Below are 18,256 nucleotides of genomic sequence, written 5' to 3'. Positions count from 1 at the left end.
GAGGTCGGCAAGAGGCAAGATACTTCCCATGATTATGGTGAAGCTAGCCTCTTTGTGTCCGCACAAAGAGGTTTTTTGTATAAAAGACACTTTTTTGAATGAAAGAAACAAAACAGGGGGCATACAGGCATGAGCCAGAAAAATTACATCGATGTAGACGAAACACCACATATTTCGCGATTGCTGCCACTTAGTATCCAACACTTGTTCGCGATGTTCGGCTCGACTGTATTGGTGCCAATCTTAACGGGGCTGGATGTAGCAACGGCGCTCATGGCAAGCGGGATTGGAACCCTTTTGTTCCTGTGGATCACCAAAGGAAAACTGCCAAACTACCTCGGTTCTTCCTTCGCTTTCATCGGTCCGATTATCGTCGTGAGTCAATCACATGGAGTAGGGACGGCACTCTTGGGTTGCTTCCTCTCCGGGATTGTGTACATCATCGTCGCCGGTATCGTGAAAAAAGCAGGAGTCAAATGGCTCGATCGGGTACTGCCACCTGTTGTCATCGCTTCTGTCATCGTCGTGATCGGTCTGAGCCTGGCTGGCGTAGCAGTAGACATGGCAACGAAAGTCACTGTAGACGGTCAATCGCAAATGTCGCTGACTTCGATTGAAATCTCGCTCGTAACTGTGGTCATAACAGTGCTTGCAGCGGTCATGCTGCGCGGATTCCTTGGTCTTATCCCCATCTTGATCGGTATGGTTACAGGTTATGTCTACACGCTGCTGCGTCACCCTGAACTGATTAACTTTCAAAAAGTAGTAGAAGCAGACTGGTTCATCACGCCACAAAAAATGTTTGCGGAGCACTTCAAATTTACCGAAGTCATGAGTGTGATCGGTGACGGCTCTGCATGGATCGCAGCACTGGTCATCGCGCCAGTCGCTTTCGTCACGCTGGCAGAGCATTTGGGTCACTTGCTGGTAACGAGCAAGGTCATGGATCGCGATCTGATGAAAAATCCGGGTCTGCACCGCAGCTTGCTCGGAGACGGGGTAGCGACCTCACTGGCAGCCATCATCGGAGGTCCGCCAGCAACGACATATGGAGAAAACATCGGTGTCCTTGCAATGACGAAGGTATACAGCCGAGTAGTCATCGGTCTGGCTGCTGTACTGGCAATCATGTTCGCCTTCGCTGGTAAGATTAGCGCCATTTTAATGACGATTCCAACGCCGGTACTTGGCGGTGTTTCCATCATCCTGTTCGGTATCATCGCAGCACAAGGCTTGCGGATGTACGTCGAGCACAAAGTGAATTTTGCAGACAAGCGCAACATGATTCTCGCAGCGGTCATCCTCGTCACGGGAATCGGCGGATACAAAATCAGTTTTGCAAGTACAGGTATCGCTTTCCTGAGTGATCTGACCATCGATAATATCGCACTCTCTACCTTCCTGGGAATTATTCTGCACCTGATCCTTCCAGGAAAAGAGACTGCGATGGGAGAAGCGCACCTTGAAGAACAAAAATAAATAGCCTAACGTTCCCAATCCTTTAAATCCAGTCCAGAGAGGCTGGCAAGGCAAAGAACGCTGTTTTGGCTGCCCAAAAAAGGCACTCAACCAGCTTCTTGTCTCGCTTGCCTCCAGATGCAAAGCGATGCCAAGAAGCTTTTTCTTTTGAAAAATAAAGAACCGGAGGGATTCATGATGAAAAATGTAGCGCATTTGATTGGCCTCAAAGACTTATCGAAAGAACAAATCATCCAGCTCCTCGAGCGAGCAGAGCATTGGGCTGCCAGACCAACTGAGCAAGCGGATATCCTGCGCGGACGGTTTGTCGCGAATCTGTTCTTCGAGGCCAGCACCAGAACACGCTTCTCTTTTGAAGTAGCTCAAAAGCGACTGGGCGCACATGTTTTGAACTTCATTCCGGAAACCTCCTCTACCGTAAAAGGCGAGACGGTCTATGACACGATTCGCACCTTGGAAGCAATGGGCGTGGAAGCAGCCGTGATCCGCACCAAAAAGGAAGGCCTGCTGCAAGAGTTGGCAGAAAGCGTTGACCTGAAGCTGATCAACGCGGGAGATGGAACGAATGAGCACCCGACGCAATGCCTGCTAGATCTTTTGACCATGAAAAGAAAGTTTGGCAAGCTCTCTGGTCTCACGGTAGCGATCATTGGAGATCTGCGCCACAGCCGCGTGCTCGGTTCTCATCTGCATGCGCTGCCGAAGCTCGGTGTGAATCTGCTGCTCTCAGGTCCTACTACCATGATGCCAGCCCATATCCCGCAAGGTGTCAAAATCGTGGAAATGGAAGAAGCCGTTCAAACCGCAGATGTGGTCATGATGCTGCGCGTTCAGCTGGAGCGCCATGCGGAATCCCTCTATCTATCGAAGGAAGAGTATCACAAGGCACATGGGCTCACACTGGAAAGAGCCAAAATGATGAAGTCCGGCGCAGTCATCATGCATCCGGCACCCGTCAATCGCGGGGTTGAGATTCATACCGATTTGGTAGAATGCGAAACGTCCTTGATTCAAACCCAAGTGACCAACGGAGTCGCAGCAAGAATGGCAGTTTTAGAAACTCTTTTGAAAGGGAGCGAAATGACATGGGAATCATCCTTGGCAACGGCAACGTACTAAATCAGGCGGGGGAACTCACCCCGATGGAAATATTGGTAGAAAAGGGAAGAATCACAGCGATGGGGGAAACACTCGATCGCGAGGGACATGAATGGATCGATTGTCATGGCGGCATGATTAGCGCGGGTCTCATCGATGTCCACGTACATCTGCGCGAGCCAGGCTTTGAACATAAAGAAACGATCGAAACAGGGGCAAAAGCAGCGGTACAAGGCGGATTTACAACAGTAGCATGCATGCCGAACACACGACCGTCCATTGATAGTGTCGAGACCGTGACCTACATTTTGGACAAAGCGAGCGAGGCAGGTATGGCGCGCGTGATCCCATATGGTGCGATTACCGTTCGCCAATTGGGAAAAGAGCTGACGGATTTCGCTGGGTTAAAAGAAGCGGGGATCTTCGCGCTGACAGATGACGGTGTGGGTGTGCAATCAACTGCGATGATGAAAAAGGCCATGCAAAAAGCAGCAGAGCTCGGGATCGCAATCGTCGCTCACTGTGAGGACGAAGACCTGTTGATCCCGGGAGCAGCTTTGCATGACGGGGTGGTTGCAGCTCGACATGGACTCCCGGGAATTCCTTCTGAATCAGAGTCCATCCACGTTGGCCGCGATATTTTGCTGGCAGAACAGACAGGTGTCCACTACCACGTATGTCACATCAGCGCGAAAGAGTCGGTGCGTCTGGTACGTGACGGGAAACGCGCTGGCGTGAATGTAACATGTGAAGTCAGTCCGCATCACCTCTTGCTGTGCGACGAGGATATCCCGGACAATCTGGATACGAATTGGAAAATGAACCCGCCGCTGCGCTCTCGTGAAGATCGTGCTGCACTGATTGCGGGATTAAAAGACGGCACCATTGATATGATCGCAACCGACCATGCACCACACACCCAAGAGGAAAAAGCAAACGGGATAAACCGTGCGCCATTCGGAATCGTCGGACTGGAGACAGCATTCCCGCTCCTGTACACAAATCTCGTGCAAAGCGGAGAGCTGACCTTGAAGAAGTTGGTTGAGCTGTTGACCGTGAAGCCAGCAGAAGCATTCAATCTGCCATACGGACGTCTGGAAGTAGGCGCGCCAGCAGACCTGACTGTGATTGATCTGGAAACGGAAAAAACAATTGACCCAAGCACATTCGCAAGTAAAGGAATCAACACACCATTTGCCGGTTGGGCATGCAAAGGCTGGCCGACCCTGACACTGGTAGATGGGAAGATCGTATATCAAAACGTGTAAAAACGACTGACAGACAAGACAAAAGTTTTTACACGACAATGGAGGAGGAGCATAGATGCGTGCAAGATTGATCTTGGAAGACGGAACAGAATTTATCGGGACGGCATTTGGAGCGACAAAGGAGTCCTACGGGGAAGTGGTTTTCAATACAGGGCTGACTGGCTATCAGGAGGTTTTGTCCGACCCATCCTACTGCGGACAGATCGTCACCATGACATACCCGCTAATCGGAAATTACGGGATCAATCGGGACGACTTTGAAGCTGTTCGTCCATACATTCACGGCTTCGTTGTTCGCGAGCATTGCGAGGCACCGAGCAACTGGCGCAATACCAACACACTCGACGAACTGCTGAAAACATACGACATCCCGGGCATTGCTGGAATCGACACCCGGATGCTTACGAGAAAAATTCGTTACCACGGCACGATGAAGGGCATGATTACAACCAGTGAAGCCCCGTTGGCTGAATTGGTTGCTGCCTTAAACGGCACGACATTGATGACAGACCAAGTATCACGCGTTTCTACGAAAAGCGTCTTCAGCTGCCCGGGTACAGGTCATCGGGTAGTACTGGTAGACTTCGGAGCCAAGCACGGGATTTTGCGCGAGTTGACCAAGCGCAACTGCGACGTTGTCGTTGTGCCTTACAATGTGACAGCAGAAGAGATTCGCCGCATTCAACCGGACGGAATACTTTTGTCCAATGGCCCTGGGGACCCGAAGGACGTACCACAAGCCGTAGAGATGATTCGCGAAATCTTGGGTGAATATCCGCTGTTCGGAATTTGCCTCGGTCACCAACTGTTCGCGCTTGCATCTGGCGCTGACACGACGAAAATGAAATTCGGACACCGTGGCGGCAACCATCCGGTAAAAGAGCTGCCAACCGGACGCACCTATATCACATCCCAGAACCACAGCTATGCAGTCAAAGAAGACTCGCTCGCAAGCACGGAACTGGAAGTTACACATATCGCACTGAATGATGGCACCATCGAAGGCGTACGTCATGCCGCTAAGAATGCATTCTCAGTACAGTACCATCCAGAAGCAGCTCCAGGACCGTATGATTCCGGCTACCTGTTCGACCAGTTTCTTGCGATGATGGAAACCGCTAAGGAGGAAAAAACTCATGCCAAAACAAGATAATCTGAAAAAAATCCTCGTAATCGGCTCTGGACCTATCGTTATCGGGCAGGCAGCAGAATTTGACTATGCAGGCACGCAAGCATGCGAAGCGTTAAAAGAAGAGGGCATGGAGGTAGTTCTGATCAACTCCAACCCGGCGACCATCATGACGGATACAAACATGGCGGACAAAGTATATATCGAGCCAATCACACCTGAATTCGTAGCGCGCGTCATTCGTCAAGAGAAGCCGGATGGACTACTGCCTACACTTGGCGGTCAAACAGGCTTGAACATGGCTGTTGCCCTCTCAGAAGCAGGCGTTCTCGAGCAAGAAAATGTAAAGCTGCTCGGAACCAAGCTGGAATCGATCAAGCAAGCAGAAGACCGCGACCTGTTTCGCTCCCTCATGAATGAACTGGGTGAGCCGGTACCTGAATCCGTCATCGTAAGCACAGTAGAAGAAGCTGTCGATTTCGCAAACGAAATCGGTTATCCCATCATCGTTCGTCCTGCCTACACCTTGGGTGGTACAGGCGGCGGAATTTGTGAAGATGAAGAAACCCTCCGCGAGATCGTCGCAAGCGGATTGAAGTACTCCCCGATTACGCAATGCTTGATCGAGAAAAGCATCGCCGGCATGAAAGAAATCGAGTACGAAGTAATGCGCGATGCCAACGACAACTGCATCGTCGTCTGCAACATGGAAAACATCGACCCAGTCGGCGTGCATACTGGTGATTCCATCGTAGTAGCGCCTAGCCAAACACTGGCTGACCGCGAGTATCAAATGCTGCGCACATCCGCACTGAACATCATCCGGGCGCTCGGTATCGAGGGTGGCTGCAACGTACAATACGCACTCGACCCGCACAGCTTCCAGTACTATGTGATCGAAGTGAACCCGCGTGTGAGCCGCTCTTCTGCACTGGCTTCCAAGGCAACAGGCTACCCAATCGCAAAGATGGCAGCCAAAATCGCAATCGGCTACACGTTGGATGAGCTGAAAAACCCGGTGACAGGCCAAACTTACGCATGCTTCGAGCCAACGCTGGACTACATCGTCAGCAAAATTCCACGCTGGCCGTTCGACAAGTTCCAATCTGCCAACCGCAAGCTCGGTACGCAAATGAAAGCGACCGGAGAAGTGATGGCAATCGGTCGGACTTTTGAAGAATCGATCATGAAAGCCATCCGTTCCTTGGAAATCGGCAGTTATCACATCGAGATCAAAGGAGCAGACGAAATCAGCGAGGAAGATTTGAAAGCACGACTGGTGCACGCGGATGACGAACGCCTCTTCCTGCTGGCAGAAGCACTGCGCCGTGGCTGGACGATCGAAGAACTGCACAACCTGACCAAGATCGATCTGTTCTTCCTGCACAAGTTCCATAAAATGATTGCCTTTGAAGCGGAACTGGCAAAAGGCTTGACGAGTGAGAAGTTGTACGAAGCAAAGCGCATGGGCTTCACGGACCGCAAAATTGCCGAGCTGTGCGGTGAGACAGAAGAAGCGGTACACGCAATGCGCAAAGAGAAAGGCTTTGTACCTGTATATAAAATGGTAGATACGTGCGCGGCAGAATTCGAAGCGCAAACACCGTACTACTACTCCGCTTATGAAGTGGAAGACGAGCGCATTGAGACTGGCAAGAAGCGCGTGGTCGTACTGGGCTCCGGACCAATCCGCATCGGTCAAGGAATCGAGTTTGACTATGCGACTGTCCACGCTGTCTGGGCACTGAGAGAAGCGGGCTATGAGGCAGTGATCATCAACAACAACCCGGAGACTGTTTCCACAGACTTCAACACATCTGATCGCCTATACTTCGAGCCGCTGTACATCGAAGACGTCATGAACATTCTCGATGTGGAAAAACCAGAGGGTGTCATCGTACAATTCGGCGGGCAAACCGCGATCAACTTGGCTGACAAGCTGGCTGCACGCGGAATCAAAATCTTGGGTACGAGTCTGGAAAACATCGACGCAGCAGAAAACCGCGAGAAGTTCGAAGCGCTGCTGCGCGAGCTGGAAATCGCCCAACCACCAGGCAAAACGGTAACTTCTGTCGAGCAGGCAGTAGTGGCAGCAGAAGGTCTTGGCTTCCCGGTCCTGGTTCGCCCATCCTACGTACTTGGCGGACGTGCGATGGAAATCGTCTACAATCAGTCCGAACTGTTGGAGTACATGGAAAAAGCGGTGAAGGTAAATCCTGATCACCCTGTACTGGTAGACCGTTACATGGTCGGGGTAGAAGCGGAAGTCGACGCGATCTGCGATGGCGAAAACGTCCTGATTCCAGGCATCATGGAGCATATCGAACGCGCAGGGGTGCACTCCGGTGACTCCATCGCTGTATATCCTCCGCAATCCTTGTCCCAAGCGATCAAGGATGAACTGATCGACATGACAACGAAGCTGGCGCGTGCCCTGCAAATCAAAGGCTTGCTCAACATCCAGTTCGTCATCTATAAAGACCGCCCATACGTCATCGAGGTCAATCCGCGCTCGTCCCGTACGGTGCCATTCCTCTCCAAAGTAACGGGGATTCCAATGGCGAACATCGCGACGAAAGCGATCCTTGGTCACTCTATCATCGAACAAGGCTTTACACCGGGCTACCATCCAGAGGAGTCGATGGTTTCTGTCAAAGTACCCGTCTTCTCCTTTGCAAAGCTGCGCCGCGTTGATATTACGCTCGACCCTGAAATGAAATCGACCGGAGAAGTCATGGGACGCGAGAGCACACTGGCAAAAGCGTTGTACAAAGGCTTGGTCGCAGCGGGGATGAATATCCCGACACAAGGCACCTTGCTCGTGACAGTTGCCGATAAAGACAAGGAAGAAGCCCTAGACATTGTGAAACGCTTCCGCCACCTCGGCTTCAAGCTGATGGCAACCGCAGGCACTGCCGATTATTTGGAGCAAGCGGGACTGCAAGTCACACGCGTGAGCAAATTGTCCGAAGGCACGCCAAACCTGCTGGATGTCATCCATACAGGCGAAGCGAACATCGTACTCAATACACTGACAAAAGGCAAAACGCCACAACGCGACGGTTTCCGCATTCGTCGGGAAGCAGTAGAAAACGGCGCGGTATGCTTGACTTCGCTGGATACAGCTTCCGCTCTCCTGCACGTACTGGAGACGATCACATTCTCTACAGAAGCAATGCCTGCCCAGCGTGCTGGTGCCAAAGTAGCAGTAACTGTATAAAAAGGGGAGAGCAGCGTGCAACAACAACTAACCGATATTCGCGAACGCATGATTGTTGCGCTCGACTTTTCCACACTGGATGAAGTCAAAAAGTGCATCGAGCCGCTTCAGGGGCATATCCGCTATGTAAAAGTGGGGATGGAGCTCGCTTACGCAGAAGGGCCAGCGATCGTTTCCTTTTTAAAGGATAAAGGATTCAACGTGTTCCTCGACTTGAAGGTTCATGATATTCCCAATACAGCTAAAGGCGCAATGAGAAGCCTGGCGCGTCTGGGAGCAGACATGGTAAACGTTCATGCGGCAGGCGGCGTAGCCATGATGGCGGCAGCGAGAGAAGGCTTGGAGCAAGGGACAGCGGCAGGTGCTGCTCGTCCCCTCCTGATCGGTGTTACAATGCTGACATCTACTGGTTTGCAAACGATGAATCAAGAATTGGCGATTCCAGGTGCGGTAGAGGATGTTGTCGTGCACTATGCGCTGATGACCAAGCAAGCTGGTTTGGATGGGGTCGTTGCTTCTCCGTTAGAAGTACCGATGATCAAAAAAGCTGCTGGAGACGCATTTGTAACCGTAACCCCAGGAATTCGTCCACTGGGAGCAGATCAAGGCGATCAGACACGTATCACGACACCAGAACAGGCATTCCGCTTGGGCAGTGATTACCTTGTGATCGGACGCGCCATTACGGGTGCAAAAGATCCGGTAGGGGTTTGGCAAAGTATCGTCGCAGCAGTGGAAAAAGATCGTTCGTAAAGTAGCCAGCTGGAGGGAATAAGTGAAATGACGACAATGACAACCGCTAAACAAATTGCAGCGAATCTTCTCGAAATCGGGGCAGTTCATCTGCGACCGGAGCAACCTTTTACATGGACGTCCGGGATCAAATCCCCGATCTACTGCGACAACCGGATCACGATGTCTTATCCGCATGTGCGCCGTGCCGTTGCAAGAGCTTTTGCTGATCTGATCAAGGAGCAGTACCCAGATGCGCAAGTCGTGGCGGGAACAGCAACTGCTGGTATTCCACATGCTGCATGGGTTGCAGAGCTGCTTGATCTGCCTATGATCTACGTACGGGACAAGGCAAAAGGCCACGGTCGCCAAAACCAGATTGAGGGTGCATTGGCGGCTGGTCAAAAGGTCGTCGTGATTGAAGACCTGATTTCCACAGGAGGTAGCTCCTTGAAAGCAGCGCAAGCGGTACAGGCTGAGGGCGGAGAGGTACTGGGAGTCGTAGCCATTTTCAGCTACCAATTCCCGGATGCCCAAGCCTTGTTTGAGGAAGCTGGCATTCCTTGCTCGACCATATCGAATTACACAGCACTTTTGGAAGTAGCTTCAGAGCAAGGGGTTATTACGAGCGAACAGGAAAAAGTATTGGGCGAATGGCGGAAGTCCCCGCGTACTTTTTTTGAATAAAAAGGGATACAGGATGAAGAGTAGGGCGGCACTCAGACCGTCCTACTCTTTTTTGTTTCGTCGTGGATCGTAATCTGGACGCCTTCGGATCGATAGAACTGGAGGATATCGACGGCAGTCATTTCGAAATGGCCAAAATCCTCTGGAAACAGAATACCGGGCGTAACCGTTGAGTTTTCGCTTTGTCGAATAATTTGTTGCGCAAAAATGGCAGCTCCCAAAGCGGTCAGGTGAGTCTGCCCTTTCGGATCAGTAATCTCGACTTGGCGTTTCACGTTCATGCCATGCTGATTGCACCCGTTTATTTGGATGACAACATGGTGAGGAGATCCTGCGCCTGGATTGTACAGTATTTTTTGACGTGTGCTCTTGCCGAGCAGGTTCCATATCCGGCTTTTTACAAATGAAACAAGGGCAAAAGTAGGTGTGGTGACAGTAAAAGGAATATTCATACGATCCATATAGTCGGTGGAATCTGGACCCGCTTTGTCTTGAAGGGAATAAAGAGCGTGAAGATGAATCTGGACATCTTGCAAGGAAGAGGTATGTATGCTTGCAAGAAGGGATACAGTTCCCCCCCATCCACCCTGAGGCGAGTATGACTGGAGAGCCTATGTTCTCCTTCTTTAATCGGTCGATGGACCTTGTAAATCGTTCTGTCCAACGCGTGACGTCAATCAAAGGGATCTGTCGACGAACCGAAGCAAGCAGCAGTTTGTCATTTGGATCATTTACCGCACTGATAATCAAGGTCAAATCACCGGGAGCATAGGCGAGAGAATCAGATTTGGAGATGTCCAGAAGGAAAGGCTTTAGCCTCGTAGATGTAATATGGGGTCTTCCTTATTTTTGCAAGCGATAAAAACGCTTCTTCTCATTTTGGGGGACGAAGCGTTTTTCATATAAAAGAGCTAACTTTAGTTAGTGTTAGAAGGAATTCGGCTAATGATATCATGATTGATGATTGCTATTAAATCAGGCAGGATATCAGAAAAAGTTCGAAGGAGGAAGAGCGATACACAGAGGAAAGTGAAGTCGGTGTATCCAGGCCTGAAAGAATGCAAGCAGGTAACTGATCAAATGACAGAAAAGTACAACGATTGCTACAAGGAGGATTATGGTACATACCAGGCCTTTTGAATATGAGCAAGACGAAGCGTTTATTTGGGAATTGTACTGCTCTACTCGAACCGAAGAAATAGCTCTTTGGGGTTGGAGTGAGTCGGACAAGCTTGCTTTTTTACAGTCGCAGTTTATCATGCAGCAGAAATCTTACCACATGCAGTTTCCCGCTCAAAATCATCAAATCATTCTCCGATCCGGGCAGCCTATTGGTCGTTTGATCACGGATGCGAGCGGAGATGCACTGCATCTTGTCGATATTTCTTTGCTGCCTGCTTATCGGGGACAGGGTGTTGGTTCTGGCATTATGGGCGAACTGCAAAAAGAGGCTGAAGCTGTCCCATTACCGATCCGTTTACATGTTTTACAAGGGAATCCTGCCTTTCGATTATATGAACGACTTCATTTCATCGTGACAGACTCAACGGGGCTGTATATCCAAATGGAATGGCAGCCACTTTTGCAAAAATGACCAGGCTGGTCGCTTGACAAAGGGAATAACCACATTACATAAGGAGGAAGCAACATGGCAGAGCCATTTCTTGGAGAAATCAGGATGTTTGGAGGAGATTATGCACCACAAGGATGGGCATTATGCGAAGGACAGATCTTATCTATTTCTGAATACGACACGTTATTTAGTTTGATTGGAACCACATATGGCGGGGATGGACAAACGACTTTTGCGTTGCCTGATTTACGAGGACGTATCCCGCTCCATCAAGGGAAAAATCCGCGTACAGGAACTAACTTCGTGATAGGTGAAAAAAATGGTGTAGAATCCGTCACCTTAACCATCCCACAATTGCCCGCGCATACACATACGGTCCATGCATCATCGCAGCCAGGAACGCAGAACAGCCCTGCCAATGCTGTATGGGCAAAGAATACGCAGCTATATTCAACAAATGCACCTGATGGATTGATGAACGCGTCCAGCTTGAGTGCTGTAGGTGGAAATCAACCACACAGTAACCTGATGCCGTCTACGGTTATTAATTTCATCATTGCCCTGTATGGGATTTATCCTCAACAAAATTAACATTCCAATCGAACAGGAGGATTTTACATGGAACCATTTCTTGGAGAAATTCGATTTTTTCCCTTTCCATTTGCGCCAAAGGGTTGGGCTTTTTGTAATGGAGCGCTGTTGCCTATCAATACAAACCAGGCACTGTATTCCTTGTTAGGAGTTGCTTATGGGGGGGACGGGAAAAACACGTTTGCTTTACCGGATTTAAGAGGGCGTGTCCCTGTTCATGTAAACAATCAACAGGATCGCCCCATCGTTACGCGCGGTCTGTCAGCCGGCGAAGAAAGTCATGTACTTTCGACAAGCGAGATACCCGCCCATACCCATATGGCAACCGGCTCGAATGCAGCAGCCTCTGAAAAAATTAGCGCTGGGAACTACTGGGCACAAGCATCCACTACAACCTATGGGACAACCCCTGATACGACGATGAGTGAGAGTGCGTTGCAAACGGTAGGAAACAGTGCACCTCATACCAATATGCAGCCGTATTTGGTCGGGAATTTTTGCATCGCGATTCAAGGGATTTACCCGTCAAGAAACTAAAGGAGGCACTATCATATGGATCCGTATATTGGAGAAATTCGTATTTTCGCTGGCAGCTTCCCGCCAAGGGACTGGGCTTTTTGTGATGGACAATTGCTTACGATCTCTTCCAATCCTGTTTTGTATTCGATATTGGGTTCAAAGTATGGCGGAGATGGCAAGACCACATTTGCGCTTCCCAATTTAAGAGGCGCAGCCCCGATGAATCAGGGGGCAGGACCTGGCTTGACACCGCGTACGGCAGGTCAGACAGATGGCGCTGCCAATATAACACTTCTGCAAAACCAAATTCCGGTTCATACTCACGTTCCGAATGTGTGCACAGCTCCTACAGGGGATACGCCAACAGGGTCAAAATGGTCATCCACTGGTGGCCGGGGAGGTATCATTCCTTACTCCAACACGAGTGATGGGACACAGCTTAGTCAGCAAGCAATTGGAATCACAGGCGGGACTCAGCCTCATAATAATATGCAACCTTATCTCGGACTCTCGTTTATCATTTGTGTGGAAGGTGGAGCTTTTCCGTCGAGAGGATAGAGACTGGATCTTGGACGCCCGATGCTGTGTAGCAGGAGGCGTCTTTTTCGAATGATAGTCACAGCCCTTCTTCCATCTTTTCCTACTTTTCGTATTCTTCTTGCGAGACGTATGCATTATAATGGATATGTCCGTGATACTAAACGATCGCTTGAAGCAGAACGATCGCAGAGGATGAAGCAGATGACGAAGATAGAAATACTGAAAAGCATGTTGACGAGCGATCAACGCAATGCACCAGTATGGCTGTTGTTAGGGTTAGAGCATGCTGAGCAGGGGGATCGTACGGAGGCTTTACAGGCGTTTACGCAGGCCCTTGCCTATGGTAATGAAGCGATGAAGGAAAAAATTGTGATCGAGCTCAACAAGCTACAAAAAGAATTCCCCTATTCGCGGACGTTAAAAGGGATCAATCAGAAGGATTCCTCTACATACACTACGATGTTTTCACCTAAGATACGCGTCATTGAAGGGGGCAAAGGGAAGACCACCGCGAAATCGGTTCAACTCGTTGAGAAAACGGCGGGTTTTGGAACGGTCGGCGGGCATGGAAGAGTAAAAGAGATAATCTTTCAAAGACTCCTACAGCCTATCTCACAACGGCTGCCTCAAAAGAAAAGTACCCTTTTACTTTACGGACCTTCGGGGTGCGGAAAATCTTTGCTGGCAAAAGCAACCGCAGAAGAATGTCAGGCTCATTTTTTCTCTATGGCAATCACAGGCGGTCGAAGTATGTATACGCCGTCAAACAGACGTTTCAACATCCACGATTTACTAGCGACAGTCCCTGCCAATAAACCGTTTCTGTTCTTTTTAGATGAACTGGACGCTTCCAGCCATGATGAAGAGCATGCGAACTCCTATCCTAGACAGGGGATCGATTCCAAATGGCTTCAGCAGATAGCGGAGGCGGGCGAGTACGACGAACGATTCGTCCTAATGGGCGCAACCAATGTTCCATGGGAGTTGGAGCCTTCCATGCTTCGAGCGGCTGGGTTTGATCACTGGATTTTTGTCGGACCGCCAGATCGGCAAGCACGGGAGGATATTTTTCGCTTAAAACTGGAGGGCCGTCCCTCTGAGATGCTCGATTATGAGCAATTGGCAGGATGGACAGAGTTTTATTCGGGGGCAGACATCGAGTACGTGGTGGAGCTCGCGACGGAGCAAGTATGGCATGATATCGTAACAAAAGGGGTCGATCGCCCGATTCAAATGAGCGATCTGCGTGAGGCCATTGCAGCTACGTATCCAACAACCATTGAGTGGTTGAGGACTTTGAAAGAACATTTGAAGCAAGTGGATGACAACGGAATTTATGATGAAGTGTGGGACTACCTATCTCTTCACAGTAGAATCTGAAATCAACGAAAAGACTGTCGGCACGCTATCAAGCTGCGGTCTTTTTTGTGCAAATGTTAGAATATTGACTCAATACAGTCTTTTTTGTACGCTGAGTATAGGCGCTAACAGTTGCTGGAAGGTGGAGAATACGCGATGAAAATAATAGATATATCCCGTCCGTTCATGGCAGGTATGCCGACCTGGCCAGGTGACACTCCCTTTCACTATGTAGTAAACTGGCCCAAAACGGAGAGTGGCTCAGTCAATGTCGGTAAAGTAACCATGAGTGTTCACACAGGTACCCATGTGGATGCTCCGTTTCATTTCGATGACGATGGCCGAAAAATAGCTGAATTGCCCCTAGACTTGTACATCGGAGAGGCAAGAGTGGTGGAGCTTACTGGACGTTCTAGCATTGGCCCAGAAGATTTTGTCCAGGTTGATCTGGAGGGGGTCGAACGCTTGCTGCTCAAAACGTTATCATGGAGCGATCCCCATCAATTTCCGTCAACCATCTGTCATCTGCGAGCGGACTTGCCAGCGTTTCTCGCCCAAAAAGGCATTCGGCTGATTGGAGTAGATGTCCCATCTGTCGATCCGCTAGACAGCAAGGAACTGGCTGCTCATCATGGACTTCACCAGCAGGATATTCATATTTTGGAGGGGCTTCTGCTCGATCATGTCGAACCGGGAGATTACGAACTGATCGCACTGCCGCTGTCTTTGGTAGAAGCAGATGGAAGTCCGGTACGTGCAATCTTGCGTCGTTCGTAAGGCTGCATATTGATAAAGCAGTGATTTTCTCGAATAATAACAGGGTAACGACAAAAAAACCATCATTACGGCGTACGTATGAAGGGAATGAAAAAGTAGATGGAAGCGATGACCTTTGTCCTTTTTGGCGCGACAGGAGATTTAGCAAAACGCAAAATTTTCCCTGCGCTCTTCAATTTATATGTCGATCAAAAGTTGCCTGCCGCTTTTTCGATTATCGGCGTGGGGAGAAGGGCGTGGTCTGATGACGAATTTCAGGAATCTGTTCGCCATTCTGTCCATGAGTTTTCCCGTCGGGCCCAGATTGATTCCCACGAACTAGATGCTTTCTTGTCTGCTTGTCGCTATGCGGAAGTAGATGTCATGGAACCGCGTGCTTATGTTACGTTACATGATCTAGTCCTGCAAAGAGAGCAAGAGCTGCAGATTCCGCAAAACCGGATGTTTTACTTGTCAGTGGCCCCGCAATTTTTCGAGGGAATTGCAACCAATGTCAAAGCCAGCGGGCTCGGTTCAACGACAGGCTGGAAGCGCCTGATCATTGAAAAACCGTTTGGACATGATTTGCAATCCGCGAAAGAATTGAATGAAAAGCTGGGGAAAGCATTTTCGGAAGAAGAAATTTATCGCATTGACCATTACTTGGGAAAACCGATGGTGCAAAACCTCGAGGCTCTCGAATTTGCGAACCCGGTCTTTCAGGCTCTCTGGAACAATCAGTTCATCGCCAACGTGCAAATTACGGCGAATGAAACGGTCGGCGTCGAGGATCGGGCTGGATATTACGAGCCAGTTGGAGCACTGCGTGACATGCTTCAAAATCACATGTTGCAAATGCTCATGATCATCGCCATGCAGCTTCCGAAGCGAATCACATCCGCTCATATCCGCGAAGAAAAACGCAAGGTAATGGCAGCCGTGCGTCCGATGAAGAAAGAAGAAGTCGGGACCCACGTTATTCGCGGTCAGTATAGCGCAGGACATATTCAAGGAACGCCTGTAGCTGGCTACAGGGACGAGCCTGGTGTCGATCCAGTTTCCATGACAGAAACGTATATTGCCACTCGTGTCTGGATTGATGACCCGTTTTGGCAAGGGGTACCTTTTTATATTCGCACGGGCAAAAGACTGCAAGAAAAATCAACAAGGATCGTCATTGAGTTCAAAAATCCGCACGAAAAGCTATATCAGGAGCAAAATGAAACGACATCGCCTAATTTGTTGATTATTAGCGTGAATCCGAACGAAGGTATTGCTTTGCAGGTAAATAGTAAGAATCCGACAAATAGCGGTAAGATTGAGCCGGTGACGGTAGATTTCAGTGCAGGGACAAAAGACGTGCCAGAAGCGTACGAGCTGCTCTTGTTCGATGCACTCCGGGGGGATTCCACTTACTTTGCGCATTGGGATGAGGTCCGGTTGTCGTGGGAGTGGGTGACACCGATTTTGGAAGCCTTCGCTGAAAATTTGGTACCGCTCTTTACGTATGAAGCCGGCTCATTCGGACCAAAGGCCGCAGAGCAATTGCTTGCAGCAGACGGATTCGTGTGGTGGCTGGATAAGGTCGAAGAACGAGTGCCAGTCACTGCAACGAGATAGAAAAAGAAAAGGGAGCGGATGAGATGCGATTTGGCGTAATCGGAACGAACTGGATCACCGAGGAATTTATCCAGGCTGGTCAAGAAGTAGAAGGATTTTCTCTTCAGGCTGTTTATTCACGTACCATCGAACGCGCCAAGGAAATCGCTGACAAGTACCATGCTCCATTCGCCTATAGCAGCCTAGAAGAAATGGCTGCAAGCAAAAATATTGACGCGGTCTATATTGCGAGCCCCAACTCCTGCCACGCGGAACAAGCGATCCAGTGCATGGACGCGGGGCTGCACGTATTGTGTGAAAAGCCACTCGCTTCCAATGCAATTGAGGTAGAAGAAATGATCGAGGCAGCGAAAAGAAATGACGTGCTTCTCATGGAGGCTGTCAAATCTACACTGTTGCCCAATTTTTTTGCGATACAAGACAACCTTCACAAGCTGGGAAAAATACGACGTTTTATTGCGAGCAATTGCCAATATTCTTCGCGCTATGACGCCTACCGCGAAGGGAAGGTTTTACGTGCTTTTGATCCTGCTTTTTCAAACGGAGCCTTGATGGACATCGGTATCTATTGTCTATATCCGTTACTCATCCTTTTTGGCAGACCAGACGACGTCAAAGCAGGAGGAATTGTGCTTGATTCTGGCGTGGATGGAGAAGGCAGTATGCTGTTGAAATATCGCCAGATGGATGCCATCATTAGCTACTCGAAAATTACGACCTCCTATCAGCCAGCAGAAATTCAAGGGGAGGACGCCACGATGGTAATCGATCGAATCAACCATCTCAAAGAAGTGGACATTCGTTACAGGGACGGACGAATCGAGCAAGTAACAAGGCCACAGACCCCGAAGACTATGCACTATGAAATAAGAGAATTCTTGCGCTTGGCAAGGATTGGGGCCAGACAATCCGCAACGAATTCGCATGAAGTTTCCAAAATGGCCATGCAGGTCATGGATGAAGCGAGAAGACAGATGGGCATTGCTTTTCCAGCGGATCGAAAAAAACAGTAGGCAAAGGGGAGTGGGTTTGGGATGAAAATGTATGATGTAACCGCCACCGTGTACGAAGGAATGACGGTATATAAAAACAAGCCGGAAAAGCAGCCGAAAATACATACGGCTACCAGTGGGTATGTAACCGAATCGAGAATCGATATGGACCTTCACACGGGTACCCATGTGGATGCTCCCCTGCACATGGTGAATGCTGGCGATACATTTGAGAGTATTTCCTTGGAGAAGCTAGTTGGCAATTGCAAGGTTCTCGATCTCACAGCGGTAGAAGACAGGATCACACGCGCTGACTTGGAGAGATTCGATCTTGCGCGAGGAGATTTTGTCCTGTTTAAAACGAAAAACTCTTTTGAAGAGGCGTTCTCTTTTGAATTCATCTTTCTGTCAGAGGAAGGTGCAGAATATGTAAGTGAGCTGGGGGTGCGGGGCATTGGCACTGATGCACTTGGAATCGAACGTAGCCAGGAGGGTCACCCCACACATAAAAAGCTGTTTGCAGCGGGAGTCATTGTCATAGAAGGCTTGCGGCTAGCAGAGGTCCCACCAGGCGAGTACTTTCTGGTAGCTGCCCCACTCAAGCTGATTGGCACCGATGCAGCCCCGGCAAGGGTCCTATTGTTTGAAGGTTTACATAGCAATTTGTCTATCGAAACTGAATGACGAGGAGTG

Annotated in this window: 17 protein-coding genes; 16 read left to right on the top strand and 1 reads right to left on the bottom strand. The window is 49.6% G+C overall.

Features of this window, described 5'->3' with window-relative positions:
- The first annotated feature begins 129 nt into the window (after positions 1-129).
- From FO446_RS18305 to pyrE, 7 genes are all read left to right on the top strand, one after another.
- Positions 130-1,479 carry a solute carrier family 23 protein gene (locus tag FO446_RS18305; protein WP_237898700.1) on the top strand — a complete coding sequence of 450 codons (1,350 nt, stop codon included), beginning with the start codon at positions 130-132 and terminating at the stop codon, positions 1,477-1,479.
- Positions 1,480-1,656: 177 nt separating this feature from the next.
- Positions 1,657-2,598, top strand: coding sequence for an aspartate carbamoyltransferase catalytic subunit (locus FO446_RS18300; protein WP_237901074.1), 942 nt, complete (start codon positions 1,657-1,659; stop codon positions 2,596-2,598).
- Positions 2,565-3,845, top strand: a complete 1,281-nt coding sequence (locus tag FO446_RS18295) for a dihydroorotase (protein WP_237898698.1) — start codon at positions 2,565-2,567, stop codon at positions 3,843-3,845. The genes FO446_RS18300 and FO446_RS18295 overlap by 34 nt, the downstream gene beginning before the upstream one ends.
- A 55-nt stretch (positions 3,846-3,900) precedes the next feature.
- The gene (locus FO446_RS18290; RefSeq protein WP_173608163.1) at positions 3,901-4,998 is read left to right on the top strand and encodes a carbamoyl phosphate synthase small subunit; all 1,098 of its coding nucleotides are present in this window, start codon (positions 3,901-3,903) and stop codon (positions 4,996-4,998) included.
- Entirely contained in the window at positions 4,982-8,194 is a 3,213-nt protein-coding gene (gene carB, locus FO446_RS18285) for a carbamoyl-phosphate synthase large subunit (RefSeq protein ID WP_237898696.1), read from the top strand. Before FO446_RS18290 ends, carB begins: the two co-directional genes overlap by 17 nt.
- A 15-nt stretch (positions 8,195-8,209) precedes the next feature.
- Positions 8,210-8,947 carry an orotidine-5'-phosphate decarboxylase gene (pyrF, locus tag FO446_RS18280; protein WP_330873220.1) on the top strand — a complete coding sequence of 246 codons (738 nt, stop codon included), beginning with the start codon at positions 8,210-8,212 and terminating at the stop codon, positions 8,945-8,947.
- A gap of 27 nt (positions 8,948-8,974) precedes the next feature.
- Complete coding sequence (gene pyrE / locus FO446_RS18275) at positions 8,975-9,613, top strand: orotate phosphoribosyltransferase (RefSeq protein ID WP_087349934.1); 639 nt, start codon at positions 8,975-8,977, stop codon at positions 9,611-9,613.
- Positions 9,614-9,645: 32 nt separating this feature from the next.
- Here pyrE and FO446_RS18270 read toward each other — a convergent pair whose 3' ends face one another.
- Entirely contained in the window at positions 9,646-10,149 is a 504-nt protein-coding gene (locus tag FO446_RS18270) for a hypothetical protein (protein ID WP_237898694.1), read from the bottom strand.
- Between the two features lie 581 nt (positions 10,150-10,730).
- Here FO446_RS18270 and FO446_RS18265 point away from each other — a divergent pair.
- The 9 genes from FO446_RS18265 to FO446_RS18225 all read left to right on the top strand — a co-directional run bounded on the left by FO446_RS18265 (position 10,731) and on the right by FO446_RS18225 (position 18,247).
- Positions 10,731-11,207: a GNAT family N-acetyltransferase gene (locus FO446_RS18265; RefSeq protein ID WP_173608161.1), complete on the top strand. Its 477-nt coding sequence runs from the start codon at positions 10,731-10,733 to the stop codon at positions 11,205-11,207.
- Between the two features lie 54 nt (positions 11,208-11,261).
- Positions 11,262-11,777 (top strand): phage tail protein, encoded by a 516-nt coding sequence (locus FO446_RS18260; RefSeq protein ID WP_173608160.1) that lies wholly within the window; start codon positions 11,262-11,264, stop codon positions 11,775-11,777.
- Between the two features lie 27 nt (positions 11,778-11,804).
- Positions 11,805-12,314 (top strand): phage tail protein, encoded by a 510-nt coding sequence (locus FO446_RS18255; RefSeq protein WP_237898692.1) that lies wholly within the window; start codon positions 11,805-11,807, stop codon positions 12,312-12,314.
- Between the two features lie 15 nt (positions 12,315-12,329).
- The gene (locus tag FO446_RS18250; RefSeq protein WP_173608158.1) at positions 12,330-12,854 is read left to right on the top strand and encodes a phage tail protein; all 525 of its coding nucleotides are present in this window, start codon (positions 12,330-12,332) and stop codon (positions 12,852-12,854) included.
- 183 nt (positions 12,855-13,037) lie between these two features.
- Entirely contained in the window at positions 13,038-14,216 is a 1,179-nt protein-coding gene (locus FO446_RS18245; protein ID WP_173608157.1) for an ATP-binding protein, read from the top strand.
- A 135-nt stretch (positions 14,217-14,351) separates the two neighbouring features.
- Positions 14,352-14,972 carry an arylformamidase gene (gene kynB, locus FO446_RS18240; RefSeq protein WP_173608156.1) on the top strand — a complete coding sequence of 207 codons (621 nt, stop codon included), beginning with the start codon at positions 14,352-14,354 and terminating at the stop codon, positions 14,970-14,972.
- A 99-nt stretch (positions 14,973-15,071) separates the two neighbouring features.
- A complete protein-coding gene (gene zwf, locus FO446_RS18235; RefSeq protein WP_173608155.1) occupies positions 15,072-16,571 on the top strand; it encodes a glucose-6-phosphate dehydrogenase in 1,500 nt (499 codons plus the stop codon).
- Positions 16,572-16,594: 23 nt separating this feature from the next.
- Complete coding sequence (locus tag FO446_RS18230) at positions 16,595-17,584, top strand: Gfo/Idh/MocA family protein (RefSeq protein WP_173608154.1); 990 nt, start codon at positions 16,595-16,597, stop codon at positions 17,582-17,584.
- A gap of 21 nt (positions 17,585-17,605) precedes the next feature.
- Positions 17,606-18,247: a cyclase family protein gene (locus FO446_RS18225; RefSeq protein WP_173608153.1), complete on the top strand. Its 642-nt coding sequence runs from the start codon at positions 17,606-17,608 to the stop codon at positions 18,245-18,247.
- Positions 18,248-18,256: the final 9 nt, after the last annotated feature.

This window comes from Brevibacillus brevis (genome assembly GCF_022026395.1).
GTDB lineage: Bacteria > Bacillota > Bacilli > Brevibacillales > Brevibacillaceae > Brevibacillus.
This window is presented reverse-complemented; position numbering and strand designations above follow the sequence as displayed.